Consider the following 16596-nt stretch of genomic DNA (forward strand, 5'->3'; position numbering starts at 1 on the left):
GCTCATGGCATCGATTCGTCGTTGGGTCTGGGGGTCGGGTCTGCTCCTCGCATTGGTGGCAGCGGGCTGTGAGGAGAAGAAGCCGTCAGTGTCGACCCCCGAGGCCGACGCGGGGGAGGTGGAGAACGCCCAGGCCGTCGACCCCAGCTTGGCCAAGGCCGTCGCCCAGGTCGAAAAGCAGGGTGGCGGCGCGGCGACCACGGCCGACGCCGGCGATGGCCCGCCGGAGTCCGGTGTGTTTGCGCCCGGCAAGGCGGACGAGCTGCACAAGAAGGGCACGCCGCCCTTGGTGAAGCTCGGGCAGGCCGGCAGCGCACCCCGCGAGGTGCTGAAGGTCGCGCTATCGCCCGGTGACAAGCGCAAGGGCAACGTGGAGCTGACGATGCGCTCCGGGCGGAACGTGCTTCCGGGCATCGACTTGAGCCTCAGCATCGAGGCTCAAAAGCCGAAGCCGGGTGAAGACGGCATTCCGGTGCTGGTGAAGGTGGTGGGGGCGAAGGTCGGCGACATCCAGGGACAGCCCGCACCGAAGGAGCTGTCCGCGCAGGTGAGCAAGACGAAGGGCAGCAAGGTGGAGTACCGACTGCTGCCGAACGGAGCTGCGGTGGACCCTCGCTACGAGCTCGCGAAGGGCGCGGACGAGAACCTGAACATGGTGCTGCGCTCGCTCATGGAGACGTTGACCACCGCCTCCCTGGTGGTGCCCAAGGAAGCCGTCGGCGCGGGCGCCATGTGGATGGTGACGAGCCGCGAATTCGTGGGCGGCGCGGACGTCGTGGCCTACCGGCTGGTCAAGCTCGACTCCGTCGACAAGGACAAGCTGAGCATCACCGTCAGCGCCAAGCGTTATGCGGCCAGCCCCAAGCTCACGCTGATGGGATTGCCGCCAGGCAAAGACCTGAGCTTGGAGCAGTTCCAGTCGACGGCGGACGGGCAGCTGGAGGTCCTGAAGGGGCACTCGCTACCCGGCAGCGGCACGCTCAAGAGCACGCTGCTGGCGGCACTGTCGGACGGAACTCAGTCGGACCAACGCGTCGGCGTGCAGGCCATGGCGGACGCGACGCTGTCGATCCACGAATGAGCCCGCACGCCGCGGGAGGCAAGATCAGAAGCCGAGTTGCTTCTTGCGGTCTTCCGCGCCGGGAAGGGCGTCGCCCTTCTCGTTCACGACGGGCAGACCCTTGGCTTTCTCGGCGTTGACCTGTAGCCAGTCGCTCTGATCGTCTGGGAGCTGAGTCTCGTCGTAGATGGCCTCGACGGGGCACTCCGGGACGCAAGCGCCACAATCGATGCACTCGTCGGGGTCGATGTACAGCATCTCGTCGTCCCCGTGGAAGCAGTCCACCGGGCAGACAGCGACGCAGTCGGTGAAGCGACACCCCTTGCAGTTGTCGGTGACGACGAATGTCATTCTCGATGCTCTCCTCGCCGCGACTGGGTCCGCGGCTATGACGCGGCCATCCTGACATTTTTTCTCGAGCTACCGCCAGGATTTCTTTGCCCCCGCGGATGGCCGTTTCGCGGGCGCTCCCGGCATTGAATCAGGTGAATTCCGAGACGTCTCCAGCACCCTCGCGGATGACGACGGGCTCGGGACCAGTGAGATCGATCACGCTGGTCGGAGCGGTGCCGCCGGCGCCCGCGTCCAGCACCATACCGAGGCCGCGGAACTGAATGTCGATCTCTCCGGGGTCGGGGTTCGGCTCGTCTCCGGGGCGCGCCGCAGTGCTCGAAATGATGGGGCGGCCGAGCTCGCGAGTGAGGGCGAGGGCCACGGGATGATTGGGAATGCGCACGCCCACCGTCTTGCGTGGCAGCTGGACGATCTTGGGTACTTCGCGCGTCGCCTCCAAGATGAAGCAGTACGGACCGGGCAAGAACTGCTTGAGCACGCGGTAGACGTTGTCGTGCATCACGGCGTAGCGCGCCACGTCGCCCAGATCACTGCACACGAACGCCAGCTTTTTGTCGGCGTTGAGGCCCTTGATTTGATACAGCCGGTCGACGGCCTTCTTGTTGAACAGATCGCACCCGAGCCCGTACACGGTATCCGTGGGGTAGGCGATCACCTCGCCCGCCTCCAGCGCCTCCACGGCGCGACGGATTTTCCGCGGCTCCGGGTTCTCCGGGTTGATTTCCAGTCGCATGGCGAGGGCGGCTTACTACGCTTTGCCGAGAAGCTCCAGCATCCGAACGTGACGTTTTGGCACCGCTAGCCGGAGCGCTCCCAGACTGGCGTGGAAGTGTTCCCCGGTGAGCGCATCCTTGGCCTCTTTCGCACCCGCTGCGGTGACCGTCGCGTCCAGATCGTGCTCGCTGGCGTTGATGACGAACATCACCCGCGCGACGCCGGATTCGTCGCGATGCAGCGTGGCAAAAACGTCCGCGGGAGTGGCGACCACCGTCGGCAGAGCCAGGTCGCGGCGGGCCGCGACCACCGCCGCTTCGATCGCCACTGAATCGAGCGACAGGTGCAGCGGTACCGCCGCCGTGCTCGACCCGAGATCGGCCGCGCGCTCCCGGGGCTGCATGCGGTGATCCCGCGTCGGCAGGTAGGGCCCGATGGTCACGTTCTTGCCTGCGTGGCGGGCCGCTTCGAGCTGCTCCAAGAGCTCCTGCTCCAAGCCACCAGTGCACGACACGATCACCCAGCTGGCGGTCGCCAGAGAAGTGGCCAGGAGATCCCCGCTCACCACGGCGTAGGGCACGCGTTCGTGCTCGAGGGCGCGTTCCAGTTGGCGCACGAAGCGTTCCGCTTCGATCACGACGGGGTCGTCCAGGCCGAAGTCGTCCTCGAAGCACGCCTCTGGTGCACCTCCGCCAAGGACCTGGAACAGCGCTGCGCTGAGCGGCCCGAAGGCGTGGCACACCCGTGCCAGACGACGCTGGCTGCGTGGGATCACCACGTGTACCGGGGTGTGCCGCGACAGTTCGGAGAAGCGCGTGCGCTCCAGCGCCGCGAGGAGATCTTTCCAGAACTTCGACGTGGCCCGCGGGCGACCCTGCGGATCGATGGGTGCACCGATCCAGCGATCGCGCTCTACGGCCATGTAGGCGTTCAGCCCGCGAAGCCCGTAGGCCAACGCCGTGAGAGCGCTGAAGGCGTTGTCGTCCTGGCGCAGCGGAGGGAAGAACGGCGGGAACCCCGAGCCCAGCTCACAGGCGAAAGCAGGGGTGTTGCGGGCGCGGGAACGGACCGCGAGCTCGCTCGTTCGCCGGGCGATTTCCCGCCGCTGAGGCATGGAAGCGCCGTGGTAGTAGTCGAGGCCGACCAGCTCGACGACGTCCCCCACGCGCTCGGGATCCAGCGGCGTGGCGCCTTCGCTGAGCGGCAGGTTGTGGGCCGCCGGCAGCGCACCGAAGCCGGCGTGCTCGAGGCCGCGTCGCATGCGCTCGAAGGCGTCGGCCAAGAGCTGTTCCTGGAAGTCGGCCCAGTCCAGATGCGGGGCGAGCTCCCCCACGGTGTGCGCGGACATCTGCTTCGGCGGTTCCGCCCGCGCGAAGGTGACGTCCTCGTCCCCGTGGGCCTTGCGCAGGGCGCTGACCTTGCCGTAGCGCCGCTGCAAGAAGCGGCGGTACTGGGCGAGGGCATCGGGATGCCAGTCTTGGTCGTACACGCCGTCGCGAAAGTACATCGAGCCTTCGTTGTCGACCTGCACGAGCACGATGGGACCATCCGGCGCACACAGGCTGGCGAGCTCCCGTCCCACGGCGTCGTACCAACGCGTGACCTCCGCGTGGAACGCTTCACTCGCGTAGCTGGGCACGGGGAACGCCAGCGGCGGCACGGGCAACAGTACGGGGCGTCCATGAGGCGACCGCGCCTGGCACTCCAGATCCCAGATCACGCGCTCCGGGATGCCGAAGCGCGTGAGCTCCGCGTTGATGTGAGGCCCGGGGCGCAGGATCACCTTGAGGCCGAGCTCGTGGCAAAGGGACACGAAGCGCTGCACGTCGAGCTTCGGGTCCTGGCGTCCGAAGTCCAACTCGGCGTCGGCGTTCTCGTGGACGCCCCAGGGCACGTACACGTCCACCAGGCGAAAGCCCAGGTCCCGCACCGCCTCGAGGCAGCGGCGCCACACCTCGGGAGCGAGGCGCCAGTAGTGGACGGCGCCGGCATACAAGGGCAACGTGGCGTCGCCGACCCGAATACCTTCGGGGACCAGCGAGACTTGCTTTCCGCGCGCTTCTGCCATGTCTCGGCGGGCGGGACGCTAGCACGTCTCAGCACTTGAAACTCCGGGCGAAATCCCGAATTTTCGCCCAGCGAGGAGGACGAGATGGAGTTGATAACCAGCGCCCCCGTGGCCATCGATTGGCACCGCGCGGGATTCAGCGCCGCCGTAGTGGGCGGTGCGCTGATCCTGGGCCTGATCTTGGCATCCGTGCTCACGCGGCTGCTCACCATCTGGGCAGGGCGCACGGACACCAAGGTGGACGACGCCATCGCCAAGCACATGCGCACCGCGCTCAGGTGGCTCCTGCCCCTGGCCTTCGCGCGCGTCGCGCTGCCGTTCGCGTCGCTGCCCGTGCCTCACCGGGACGCCGTTCACCACGTGCTCCTGGTGGTGGTCATCGTCGCGTGCGGCTACGCGCTCTTGAAGGGGGTGCGCGTGTTCGAAGAAGTCGCGAACATGCGAATGGAGGAGCGGCACGAGGACGACCTGCAGTCGCGCGCCGTGCGCACCCAGGTGCGGGGCGTGCGCAACGTGGCGGATTTCGTGATCGTCGTGCTCACCATCGGCTTTGCGCTCACCACCTTCGAGTCCGTTCGCCAGATCGGAACCGGGATGTTGGCGTCTGCTGGGTTGGCCGGAGTAGTGCTCGGTTTCGCGGCGCAGAAGACGCTGGCCACGCTGCTCGCCGGGGTCCAGCTCACGTTGAGCCAGCGGATCCGCGTGGACGACGTGGTCATCGTCGAGGGTGAGTGGGGCACCATCGAGGAAATCCGGCTGACCTACGTGGTGGTGCGCATCTGGGACAAGCGCCGTCTGGTGCTGCCCGCGAACTACTTCATCGACAAGCCGTTCCAGAACTGGACACGCTCTTCCACGGCGTTGCTCGGTACCGTGAACCTGTACCTGGACTACAGCGTGCCCGTGGAAGCGATCCGCGCCGAGCTGAAGCGCATCTTGGACGCGTCGGAGTACTGGGACGGCGACTCCTGGGGAGTGCAGGTCACCGACGCGACCGATCGAACGATGTGCGTGCGACCGTTGATCAGCGCCAAGGACGCCGGGGATCAATGGAACCTGCGCTGCGAGGTACGCGAGAAGCTGATCGCCTACGTGCAGCAGAACTACCCGGCGGCGCTTCCGCGGCTGCGAGGCGAGGTGCAAACCTCCTGAGCTTTGCAGGGCCTGCCATCCGCCCCGGTATGCGTTATAGCTCCGCCCACCATGCCCAGGCTCATGTTCGTGTTGCTCGCCGCGCTGGTGCTGGCGACGGGCTGCAAGAAGGCTCCGGACCTGCCCGTGAGTGGAAAGATTGGAGCGTTCGAGCTGCGAGACCAGAGTGGCAAGACGTTTTCCAACGCAGACCTGCGCGGGAAGGTGTGGGTCGCGGCGTTCATGTTCACCCGCTGCCCCACGGTGTGCCCCCGAATGATGCGCACCATGAAGAAGCTGCAAGAGCAGGCCAAAGCAGACGGCGTTCCGCTCACCCTGGTGAGCTTTTCCGTGGATCCCGAGAACGACACGCCGGAGGTGCTCCGCGCCTTCGCCAAGAAGTACGACGTGGATCTGGCGACCTGGAGCTTTCTCACGGGCGACTACGAGACCGTGAAGCGCACCAGCGAGGAGAGCTTCAAGATGACGATGGAGGGAAAGGCCGATGCTCAGGCGTCTGGCTTTGGCATCGTGCATGGGTCGCACCTGGTGCTCGTGGACCAGGACATGCAGATCCGGGGCTTCTACCAGACGAAGACCGAGGACGAGCTCGGCAAGCTCTTGGAGGACGCCAAGTCCCTCTCCAAGTGATGGCGCAGGCTGGCACAGCGTTCGTGGCATGCCGGTTGCTCCACCCTGGACCATGAAAAGAGCCCTCGCCGCAGTCTTGCTCGCCCTCGTGGCGGCCGCTTGCTCGGGCAGCACCGACAGCGACCCCGCGACTCAGAAGAGCGCCGGTCCGATCAAGGTCCGCTTCACCAACCCCACCGGGGCCGACGTGTTCGTGAGCCTGACCTTCGGCCTCGGCTGGTCCGTGAGCGACGGCAGCACGAGCTACGACCGCCCCCACGACTGCACCTCTTCTTGTTCCGAGGGCTGCAGCTGCGCCGTGTGCGGCATGCCCGCACCGCGGGTCCAGCGCATTCCCGCGGGAGAGGCCATCGAGGTCACTTGGGGGGGCGAGTACTACCAGGACAAATCCTGCGGCACGGGACAGCCTGGGTGCCACTGTGATCAGGAGCTCAGCGCCGACTTCGGCAGTTATCAGATCGCCCTTTCCGGAGCTCCGGGCTACACGCCGGGCGGAATCGGGGGGACCTCGACGGACCCGAACGTGCTGAGCGGCGAGCTCGATACCAGCGGCGGCAATTGCGTCGCCAGCGTGACGGTGGCGCTGGACGCGGAAGCGAAGACCGTGGACGCGCCGTTTGCGTGCAGTCCGTGACGTCCGTCCGGGACCGGCTTCGCGCCGGACCAACACCAAAATGACAAATGTCGTGAGCTGACGTCGGCTCTTGATTCACGTCAGTGCTTGGGGCGGAGCGCGTGCTTAAGTGAGGAGTCACTCACTAATGGCCCGCCCCATCGTCATTCGCGATGAGGACATCCTCGAAGCCGCCCGCGCGGTCTTTCTCGAGCGCGGAGTGCGAGCGACTGCCCAGGACGTGGCGCGTACCGCGGGGGTGTCCGAGGGCACCGTCTTCAAGCGCTTTCGCACCAAGTTCGAGCTGTTCGAGGCGGCCATGGGTCCTGCCAGCGAGGACCCTGCGCTGATCTCGTACTTGCCCTTGCGGGTGGGGGCGGAGGATCTGGAGCACGCGCTGGTCAGCACGGGGGTGGAGCTGTGCGCGGCGTTGCGCCGCGTACTGCCGCTCTTGATGATGGCCTGGAGCAACCCGGGAGAGAGCGGTACGCCGGCCGTGCTGGACAACCCCATGCCGTTGCGCGTGCTTTCGGCGCTGACCGAGTACTTCGCCGACGAGCAGAAGCTCGGGCGCATCGCCGGAGACCCGGACATCTTGGCGCGCACCTTCATGGGGGCGGTGTACAACTTCGTGCTCTTCGACGTGCTCTACCGCGCGCCGGATTCGGGAGCGGACGAGCGCTTCGCGCGAAGGCTCGTGAGTCTCCTGATGAAGGGGGCCTTGCCTCGGCGGCGCGTCGTCCGCCGTCGACGCGTTCCTGTCGGAGCTGGAGGCGAATGAAGGCGCTACTGTTGCTCGTGCCGCTGACGCTCTTGGCCTGCCAACGTGCGGAGCCGAGCGCGGAGCCGGCTCCATCGAGCGCGAACGCTGCGGTGAAGGTGCGCACGGCCAAGGTGCAGGTGCGCGCGCTGCCGAAGATGCTCGAGGTTTCCGGGACGCTCGAGGCTCGTGAGCGGAGCGAGGTCGCCGCCCAGCTACCGGCGGTAGTGAAGAGCGTGCGGGTGGATCTCGGCGACAAGGTGAAGAAGGGCGACCTGCTGGTGGAGCTCGACGGGCGTGACGCCGCCTTGCGCCTCGCGGCGGCGCGGGCGCAGGTGCGCCAAGCGGAGGCGCGCCTGGGTGTCGACAAGAACAAGGCCTTCGACCCGAGCTCCGTGGCGGACGTTCAGGCGGCGGAGGATGGCAAGAAGCTCGCGGAACGCGAGGCCGCGCGGGCTCGAGAGCTGGCGGGCAAGGGCTCTTTGGCTCCGGCGGAGCTCGATCGCGCGGAGAGCGCCGAGTCTCGGGCCAGCGCTCAGCTGGAGGTGGCGAAGAACTCGGCGCAGCAGGGTTTCGAGGGACTCTCGGCGGCCCGAGCGCAAGCTTCCCTGGCGGCCAAAGGCGTGGGCGATTCGAAAGTGCGGGCGCCCTTCGACGGCTACGTGGTGGAGCGACGCGTCTCTCCGGGAGAGTACGCGGCGCCGGGGCGCGCGGTAGTGGTGGTGGTGAGCGTGGACCCGATGCGCCTGCGGTTCGACGTGTCCGAAGGCGACGTGGGGCGCGTGGCGTTGGGCAGCAACGTGGAGGTGCGGGTGGCGGCCTTCGACGATCGCGTGTTCGAGGGCAAGGTGGCGCGCATCGGCGCGAGCCTGTCTTCCATGTCGCGCACGCTGCCGGTGGAAGCGGACGTGCCCAACCCCGAGGGCCTCCTGCGCCCTGGGTTCTTCGCCCGCGTGAGCCTTTCGTTGCCCGGCAAGAAGGTGGACACGCTGTGGGTTCCCGAAGCTGCGGTGGCGACCTCCGGCGGAACCCCGCGAGTCTACGTGCGTTCGGCGGAGCACGTGGTGGAGCACCTGGTGATGGTGCTGCGCAAGAGCGAAGGGCAAGTGCAGGTGCAAGGGGATCTGACGCCCGACGCCGAGGTGGCCATCACGAACGTGGAGACGCTGTCCGACGGCACGCTCGTGACAGTCGTGCCTTGAGATGCAGTGGCTGGCGAAAATCTGCGTTCAGCGTCCGGTCTTCGCCAGCGTCATAGTGCTGGTGCTCACCGTGGTGGGCATCTTTTCCTACTTCGGTTTGGGTATCGATCGCTTTCCCAAGGTGGACTTCCCCGTCGTGGTGGTGACCACCTACGTGCCCGGCGCCGCGCCGGAGCAGGTGGAGACGGACGTCAGCGACAAGCTCGAATCCGCGGTCAACACCATCGCCGGCATCGACGAGCTGCGCAGCGTTTCCGTCGAGGGCGTGAGCCAGGTCATCGTGATGTTCGCGCTGGAGAAGAACATCGACGTGGCGGCGGACGAGGTGCGCCAGCGAGTGGCTGCGGTGACGGCGGAGCTGCCGCCGGGCATCGATCCGCCGACCATCCTGAAGATGGACCCGGACAGCACGCCGATCCTCACGCTGGCGGTGAGTGGTGCCGGCAGCGTGCGCGACGTGACGGAGCTCGCGGACAAGAGCATCAAGCGCGAGATCGAGTCGCTGCCGGGGGTCGGCGAGGTGGCCATCGTCGGGGGCCGCGAGCGGCAGATCAACGTGTGGCTCGACCCCGCGATGCTCGAAAAATACTCGATCCCGGCCGTGCTCGTGGAGCGCGCCCTGCGCACGCAGAACCTGGAGCTTCCGAGCGGGCGCGTGGAACAGGGGGGCAAGCAGCTCACGCTCCGCACCCTGGGCCGCGTGGACAGCGTGCAGGAGCTGGGCGAGCTGGTGGTGGCGCGTCGCGGCAGCTATGCCGTGCGGCTCTCCGATCTCGGTCGCGTGGAAGACGGCATGGCCGAGGCCGAGACCGTCGGCTATCGCGGTGCGCGCCCCACGGTGCTGCTCAGCATCCGCAAGCAGAGCGGCACCAACACCGTCGCCGTGGTGGACGGCATCAAGCGGAGGCTGAGCGAGATCCAGACGACGCTGCCCAAGGGCTACACCCTGGAGGTCGCTCGGGATCAGTCGGAGTTCATCCGCAATTCCATCAACGCCGTGAAGGAGCACCTCGTCTTGGGCGGCTTTCTGGCGGCCTTGGTGGTGTTCTTCTTCCTGCTCAACGTGCGCTCCACGGTGATCAGCGCACTGGCCATCCCGGCCAGCATCGTCAGCACCTTCGCGCTGATGAAGTACGCGGGCTTCTCCCTCAATGCGCTGACCATGTTGGCACTCACCCTGAGCGTCGGCATCGTGATCGACGACGCCATCGTCGTGCTCGAGAACATCTACCGACACATCGAGGAGAAAGGCACGCCGCCGTTCCAGGCGGCCATCGACGCCACCAAGGAAATCGGCTTGGCGGTGCTCGCTACCACGCTCTCCTTGGTCGCCGTGTTCCTGCCGGTGGCGTTCATGGGCGGCATCGTGGGCCGTTTCATGAACTCCTTCGGGCTCACCATGGCGTTCGCCATCATGGTGTCGCTGCTCGTGAGCTTCGTCCTGACGCCCATGCTTTCGGCCCGGTGGATCCGGGCCAAGAGTATGTCGGAGCGCCGCGGAACCACGGGGTCCGATCCCCATGGCAGCAAGAGCTCGCGCGTCTATGGCGCCATCGAGGGCGGCTACATGTGGCTGCTCGACAAAAGTCTGCGCCACCGCTGGGTGGTGGTGCTCGCCGCGGTAATGGCCCTGGCCAGCATTCCGCTCTTGGGCGCCGTCGCCAACAAGAACTTCCTCCCGGACGAAGACGAGTCACAGTTCCAGATCACGGTGCGCGCGCCCGAGGGCACCAGCTTGGAAGCCACCCGGCTCTTGACCACTCGCATCGCGGCCCTCGCGGAAAAGCAACCGGGCGTGGCGTATGCCGTGAGCACCGTCGGGGATGATCCGCAAAAGACGCCGAACCTCGCGCTGATCTACGTGAAGCTCGTGCCCCACGACCGACGCGGCGAGAGCCAGCAGCAGCTCGTGGTTCGTACCCGCACGGCCATCGAAAGAGTGCCCGAGAACGCGAACCTTCGCGTGGCCGTGTCGCTGGTGCCGATGTTCAGCGGCGGGGGACAAAACTTTCCCATCATGCTCCAGCTCCAGGGCCCGGAGCTCGATACGCTGGAGCGCTACTCTCGCTCGCTGCTGGACACGCTGAAGAAGACCCCCGGCGTGGTGGACGCCGACAGCTCTCTGGTGGTGGGCAAGCCCGAGCTCCGCGTGCACATCGACCGCAAGAAGGCGGCCGACTTGGGCGTGGAGGTCGCGGACGTCGCCGGCGCGCTGCGGCTCTTGGTCGGCGGCTATCAGGTCTCCACCTACAACGAGAAGAGCGAGCAGTACGAGGTGCGCGTTCGGGCCTTGGCGTCCGGCCGCGCCAGCGCGGACGACCTGCGGCGTATCATCGTGCCGTCGGCTCGCTTCGGCACCGTGACGCTGGACAACGTGGTGCGTTTCGACCAGGGCACGGGGCCTTCGCGCATCGACCGCTTCAATCGCAAGAAGACGGTGACGCTGATGGCGAACATGACGCCGGGCGGCTCTCAGGCGGCGGTGCTCAGCGCCATGGACAAGGCCGCCGACGACTTGCACATGGGCCCCGGCTACGCCCTCACGCCGGTGGGACAATCCCGGGAGTTCGGCCGTGCCGCCCGAAACTTCGGCCTCGCCTTCCTGCTCTCGTTCATCTTCATGTACTTGGTGCTGGCGGCGCAGTTCGAGTCCTGGCTGCATCCGGTGACCATCCTCTTGTCTCTGCCGCTGACGGTGCCTTTTGCCATCTTCAGCATCATCCTGTTCGGTCAATCTCTGAACATCTTCTCCATGCTCGGCATCTTGGTGCTGTTCGGCATCGTGAAGAAGAATTCGATCCTGCAGATCGATCACACCATCAAGCTCCGCGCGGCCGGCAAGGATCGCGCGACCGCCATCCGCCAAGCGAACCGCGATCGCCTCCGGCCCATCTTGATGACGACCATCGCCTTCGTGGCGGGCATGATCCCTCTGGTGGTCTCCAGCGGCGCCGGAGCCGGGACCAACCGCGCCACCGGCTTCGTGATCATCGGCGGTCAGAGCCTGGCGCTGCTCTTGACCTTGATCGCGACGCCCGTGGCGTATTCCCTGTTCGACGACGCCAGCGTGTTCCTGAACCGCACGTACACGCGCCTCACCGGCCGGCGCGCGCTGAGCGAAGCTCCGGCGCCGGGCGGCGAGTAGTGCTTCGCGTCAGCTCACGATTTCGACGGTGTTGGAGCCGCTGGCGGTGCGGAACTTCACGCGCTCCGCGGTGCCGTCCCATGTGGGGCTCTTGACGTCGGCGATCTGCACGAAGGTGACGCGCACTTCCTTGTCGCCGTCCACCTCCATGATGGCGATGCCGTGGCTCAGGCTCTTGGCGTACTTGTAGTGAGGGCTGGTGCTGGTCAGGATGGTGTCGAACTGCGGCACCAGATCCCCGAGGCCGAAGTTCTTGAGGGCGTCGCTGCTGTTGACGGTATTTTCCGTGATCTCCTGCGCCGGGGACGAGCTGATGCCGGCGGTGACGTACTCCACGGCCATGGGCGTGGGCGTCGGGTTGTCGAAGTCCACGTACAGCTCCCCGGCGTAGAAGGCGTGGATGTCCCCGGTGATGGCCACCAGGTTCGTCACGCCCGAAAGCTCGTTCAGGATCTCGGCGCGCTCCGTGCGGTAGCCGTCCCACTGGTCCACGGTGAAGTAGTAGTTGCCTTGGAACAGCGCCGGCAGCTGGAAGCTGGAAAGGTCCAGCGCCATTTGCACCAGCTGGGTCTCGTTGCCCCAGATCTTCCAGGTCGCGTTCGAGCCCTTCACGGTGTCGATCAGCCACTTCTTCTGCTCGTCCCCGAGCATGGTGGGCTTCACGTACGCCTCGATCTTGTCGAAGCCTGCCTTGCGCACGAAGTTGCGGGAGCCCAGCGACGAGTGCGCGCTCAGCTTGCCCGCCTCGGCGTAGGTCGGAACGTCCGCCGGCGCGCCCTCGGGCTTCTGACCGCCGGTGGCCGCCTCCGGGATGACGTGATCCGAGCGGTAGCTGCGCTGGTCCGTCAGGATCAGCTCCACGTGCTTGCCGTAGCGCAGGGTGCGGTAAATCGTGAGGTCGTTCGGGAAGGCCGCGGCGGCGTCCCAGTCCACGTCGGCTGCCTGGTACTCGAACCATGCCTGGCTGGCGGCTTCGCGCCGCGGGGTGTTCTTCTCTTCGCCCTTGGCTTCGTTGAAGTCCGTGGAGTGATCCTGCCAGCAATCGTTCGCGAACTCGTGGTCGTCCCAGATGGTGATGAATGGGAACATCTGGTGCGCCTTGCGGAGGTTCTCGTCCGCGCGGTACTGCTTGTAGATGCCGCGGTAGTCTGCCAGTGAGCTGGCCGCCTTCACCGTAGGGTCGCTGTCCGGGAGCAGCTGGATGCCGTCTTGGATGTCGATCTTGCGGTTCGGATCGTTGAGCTGGAAGTCCGGGTCGCCGTTCGTTTCGTAGATGTAGTCGCCGAGCCACACCACGAAGTCGACGGGTTCCTCCTGCTCGAGGAACGCCTTCCAGGAGTGGTAGTAGCGGCCGATGAAGTCCTGGCAGGACGCGAACGCGAAGCGCACGTTCACGTCCTGGTCCGCCGTGGGCGCGGTCTTGGTGCGACCGACGTCACTCACCATCTTTCCCGCCTTGAAGCGGTAGTAGTACTGGGTGTAGGGCTCGAGGCCGACGGGCTTGATGCGCACCGTCCAGTCGCTGTCTTCCGTGACGCTGACGCTGCCCTGGGCCACCATGCTTTCGAAGGCTTCGTCCAAAGCGACTTCGTAGCGAACCTTCACGCTGCCGCTGCCGGAGACGGGGACCGCGCGGGTCCACAGCACCACGCTGTCCGGCTTGGGATCCCCCGAAGCCAGGCCCTGCGGAAACTCTGCGTCCGGGTCGGCGGCGGTGCTGCCACCGCCGTCGTCGTCACTGCCGCACCCGGAGAACGGTACGGCCGCTGCGGTCACCACGATGGCTTGAAGAAAATCGCGTCGACGAAGTCTCATGGGGCGAGCGTAGTGCAACGTGATTCCCCGTGCACGAGCGCCGGAGATTTGCCTGGCACCTGCGCAATTTGCAGCGCTTCCGAGGTCGGCGTAGAGAGCGAAAATGGCGCGTTACCCCCGTGCATCGGACAACGTCTCCACCCTCTCGGATCGCGTGTACAGCGCGCTGGTGGAGAAGGCCCGCGGCTTGTCCCACGTCGTGCACCCGCTCCACGTGGGCGATACCTATCTCGCGCCCATGGCCGGGGCTCGCGCAGAGGACCAACTCTCGGCGAACAGCCCGCGCCTCCACAACTACGCTCCGGTGCAGGGCGAACCGGTGCTGCTCGACGCCATCGTGAGCCGTCTTCAGCGCAGTCACGGAGTGCACGTCGACCGCGAAGCGCTGCAGGTGATGAGCGGGGCCACCGGCGGGCTGTCGGTGGTGGCCACGACGCTGTTCGATCCCGGGGACGACGTCTTGGTGCTCTCTCCTTTTTGGCCGTTGATCCGCGGAATCGTCGCGTCCCGCGGCGCGCGGGCCGTCGAGCTGCCGTTCTACGACCGCCTGGGGGCAGCGGGGTTCGACCCGGAGGCGGCGCTCGAAGCCGCGCTCACGGAGCGCACCGTCGCGCTCTACGTCAACTCGCCCAACAACCCCAGCGGGCGGATCTTGGACGCCGCCACCCAGGACGTGATCGAGCGCTTCGTCTTGCGCCACGATCTGTGGCTGGTCACGGACGAGGCGTACGAAGACTTGTTCTACGTCGAGCGCCCACAGGCGCTGTGGGCGCGCCCGGGGCTCAGAGAACGCGCCGTCGCTTGCCACACGCTCAGCAAATCCTACGGCTTGGCCGGTGCGCGGGTGGGTTACACCCACGGACCGCGGGAGATCATGGCGGCTGTCCGCGGCGCCCAGACGTTCCTCACGTACTGCGCCCCACGACCGCTGCAGCACGCCGCGGCCCACGCGCTGACGCACGGAGACGGTTGGCTCGCGGACGCGCGCGCGGCCTATGCCGAAGCCGGGCGGAGCGCCGCAGCCGCGCTGGGCGTGACCGCGCCGGAGGGCGGCACATTTCTGTTCTTCGACGCCGCGCCGTATTTCGCGGAGGGCGAGGACGTTCACGGATTTCTCGCGCGCTGCCTCGACGCCGGCGTGCTTCTGACTCCCGGCTCCGCCAGCGGCAAGGACTACCAGAGCTTCGTTCGCCTGTGCTTCTCCGTGGTGCCGCCGGACGAGCTCCGCACCGCGGTGGAGAAGGTCCGCACCGTGCTCGGAGCCTGAGGTTCCGCGGCGCACCGACATCATCCTGATCTGAGTCATGCGTGCCCGAAGGGGGCAGCGCCGTGGTGCCGTTCGTGCGCTACGAAAGAAGATCGGACTTCGACAAAGGAGCGCGCCATGAACGCAATCGTTCGCGGGACCCTCGTGCTGGGCTTCGTGCTGCTGGCTTCGGCCTGCGGAGGTGGTGACGACGCCTCCTCCAGCGGCAGCGACCCCAAGGCGAAGTACGGCCCGACCTCCCGCGATACCGTTTCGAGCTATTTGCGCACGAGTCAGAGCGAGACCGTGAGCATCGAGACCCGCGTGGTGGGCGAGAAGACCATCGCGGGCAAGAGCTACTGGCGCGCTCGGATCGGGACCTTCAGCTCGGCTCCCAGTGGGGCCGAGGCTTGGCTCACGCAGCCGAATCCCGACACCCTGGTGGTCGCGGGAGGGGAATTCTACTCCCAGAACCTGCTGCCGAATCCGACGGCGGGAGAGCCCTCCGCCACGGTGGAGCTCGAAACGCCCGTCACCGTGAAGCTGGCACCGCCGCTCGGCACGCCGCAGAGCCTGACGCTGTCGACCACCATCACGGTGTTGGGGCAGCCCCTGGCCGTCGACCTGACCGGCAGCTACACGATGACCAGCGACGACGAGACGGTCGAGACACTGGCCGGCACGCTGTACGGATGTCGCAAGCTCACGGGGAGCGCGTCCACCACCAACACTACCCTCGCGGGGCTCTTGGGCGACGACACGATCAGCGGTGAGGTTTGGTACCACCCGGCGCTGGGGGTGTTGAAGGCCACGGTGACGCTGCCGGGCAAGGGCAGCTACGACTTCGACTTCTACGGCACCCAGGAGATGGGCGCGGCCGCGTCGGGCAGCAATCGGATCCAGGCGATGGGCCTGTTGAAGACGAACGAGACATTTCGCTTGGACACCTTCGACGTGAACGGAGCGCTCGACGCCGACAAGAACACCCACGCGAAGATGCTCTTGGAGGTGCGCTTCGCGGACGAGGCCCGGGCGAAGAGCAGCGACACGCCGCCGGTGGAGACCGAGATGGGCACCGCTCTCGGCATCTATCCCCATCAGCTCACGAGCTCACCGGTGAGCTTCTTTCACCCCGAGGAGAACGGTCGGGGCCTGACGTTCTGGATCGCCTACGTGGATCAGGCGGCGAAGAACGAGCCCAACGACACCGCGTACCACGTGGAGGTCACGGTTCCGGACTACGGCTCGAGCGCCGTGCGGTTCACCAGTCGCATCGTGTACACGCTGGCGAAGTGATCAGGGAGGCGGCGGCGGCTCGCTCTTGCGCAGGGTGCGCAGGGCGGCCGCCGCGACGGCCTTGACCACCGGGCGAGCATTGTCGGCGGTGGGATCCATCACGCACGCGGGGGGCTTGCCCGTGAGGGTCTCCCATTCCATCGCCAGCGCGGGACCACCGTAGATGCCCGTGGGGATGCCCTTGCGCGGCCCAAGGATGCGTTCGAGACGCTCCACCGCCGAGCTCGAGTAGTGGGTGCCCTGGGTCAGCGCGTCGGTCAGCACCAGCGCGTCGGCCGCGGGGATCGACTGGCCGAGGCGCGCGCCGGCGGCGCCGTCGCCGCTCCAGGGATCTACGGGATAAGCTTCGAAGGCGATGGTGGTGGCGTAGCCCTGGAACGCACCGAGATGCATTTCCCCCGCCTCCAGGCTCAGCGCTTCCAGGAAAGCCTCGCTCGCGCCGCCCATCACCAGCACCGTGAGCTTCAGCGCGCGAGCTTCTTCGTCCAGCTTGACCATGACCCCTGTGGGATAATTGTAGGCCGGCTCCCCCACAGGGGGG

General features: G+C 66.8%; 14 protein-coding genes. 9 read left to right on the plus strand and 5 right to left on the minus strand.

The genetic code is table 11. From position 1 onward, the window contains the following. The first annotated feature begins 4 nt into the window (after positions 1–4). Complete coding sequence (locus H6717_25175; GenBank protein ID MCB9580346.1) at positions 5–1081, plus strand: hypothetical protein; 1077 nt, start codon at positions 5–7, stop codon at positions 1079–1081. 24 nt (positions 1082–1105) lie between these two features. On the opposite strand, the gene H6717_25180 is transcribed toward H6717_25175, so the two are convergent. From H6717_25180 to H6717_25190, 3 genes are all read right to left on the minus strand, one after another. Then, the gene (locus H6717_25180; GenBank protein ID MCB9580347.1) at positions 1106–1411 is read right to left on the minus strand and encodes a ferredoxin family protein; all 306 of its coding nucleotides are present in this window, start codon (positions 1409–1411) and stop codon (positions 1106–1108) included. A gap of 130 nt (positions 1412–1541) precedes the next feature. Continuing rightward, entirely contained in the window at positions 1542–2147 is a 606-nt protein-coding gene (locus tag H6717_25185; GenBank protein MCB9580348.1) for a threonylcarbamoyl-AMP synthase, read from the minus strand. Positions 2148–2162: 15 nt separating this feature from the next. After that, positions 2163–4196, minus strand: a complete 2034-nt coding sequence (locus tag H6717_25190; protein ID MCB9580349.1) for a beta-galactosidase — start codon at positions 4194–4196, stop codon at positions 2163–2165. A gap of 84 nt (positions 4197–4280) precedes the next feature. On the opposite strand from H6717_25190, the gene H6717_25195 reads away from it, so the two are divergent. From H6717_25195 to H6717_25220, 6 genes are all read left to right on the plus strand, one after another. Continuing rightward, positions 4281–5348 carry a mechanosensitive ion channel gene (locus tag H6717_25195; GenBank protein ID MCB9580350.1) on the plus strand — a complete coding sequence of 356 codons (1068 nt, stop codon included), beginning with the start codon at positions 4281–4283 and terminating at the stop codon, positions 5346–5348. Between the two features lie 51 nt (positions 5349–5399). Continuing rightward, positions 5400–5978 (plus strand): SCO family protein, encoded by a 579-nt coding sequence (locus tag H6717_25200; GenBank protein MCB9580351.1) that lies wholly within the window; start codon positions 5400–5402, stop codon positions 5976–5978. Between the two features lie 52 nt (positions 5979–6030). Then, positions 6031–6612: a hypothetical protein gene (locus tag H6717_25205; GenBank protein ID MCB9580352.1), complete on the plus strand. Its 582-nt coding sequence runs from the start codon at positions 6031–6033 to the stop codon at positions 6610–6612. A 127-nt stretch (positions 6613–6739) separates the two neighbouring features. Continuing rightward, positions 6740–7372: a TetR/AcrR family transcriptional regulator gene (locus H6717_25210; GenBank protein ID MCB9580353.1), complete on the plus strand. Its 633-nt coding sequence runs from the start codon at positions 6740–6742 to the stop codon at positions 7370–7372. A 113-nt stretch (positions 7373–7485) separates the two neighbouring features. Then, a complete protein-coding gene (locus H6717_25215) occupies positions 7486–8553 on the plus strand; it encodes an efflux RND transporter periplasmic adaptor subunit (protein ID MCB9580354.1) in 1068 nt (355 codons plus the stop codon). Position 8554: 1 nt separating this feature from the next. Further along, positions 8555–11698: an efflux RND transporter permease subunit gene (locus tag H6717_25220; protein MCB9580355.1), complete on the plus strand. Its 3144-nt coding sequence runs from the start codon at positions 8555–8557 to the stop codon at positions 11696–11698. Positions 11699–11707: 9 nt separating this feature from the next. On the opposite strand, the gene H6717_25225 is transcribed toward H6717_25220, so the two are convergent. Continuing rightward, on the minus strand, positions 11708–13513 hold the full coding sequence (locus tag H6717_25225) for an alkaline phosphatase D family protein (GenBank protein ID MCB9580356.1): 1806 nt from the start codon (positions 13511–13513) through the stop codon (positions 11708–11710). 103 nt (positions 13514–13616) lie between these two features. Here H6717_25225 and H6717_25230 point away from each other — a divergent pair, with 103 nt between their 5' ends. Continuing rightward, positions 13617–14780 (plus strand): pyridoxal phosphate-dependent aminotransferase, encoded by a 1164-nt coding sequence (locus H6717_25230; protein MCB9580357.1) that lies wholly within the window; start codon positions 13617–13619, stop codon positions 14778–14780. Between the two features lie 117 nt (positions 14781–14897). Then, positions 14898–16055: a hypothetical protein gene (locus tag H6717_25235; protein MCB9580358.1), complete on the plus strand. Its 1158-nt coding sequence runs from the start codon at positions 14898–14900 to the stop codon at positions 16053–16055. Here H6717_25235 and H6717_25240 read toward each other — a convergent pair whose 3' ends face one another. Further along, positions 16056–16553 (minus strand): hypothetical protein, encoded by a 498-nt coding sequence (locus H6717_25240; GenBank protein MCB9580359.1) that lies wholly within the window; start codon positions 16551–16553, stop codon positions 16056–16058. Positions 16554–16596 lie beyond the last annotated feature (43 nt).

The organism is Polyangiaceae bacterium (genome assembly GCA_020633235.1).
Taxonomy (GTDB): Bacteria; Myxococcota_A; Polyangia; order Polyangiales; family Polyangiaceae; genus JACKEA01.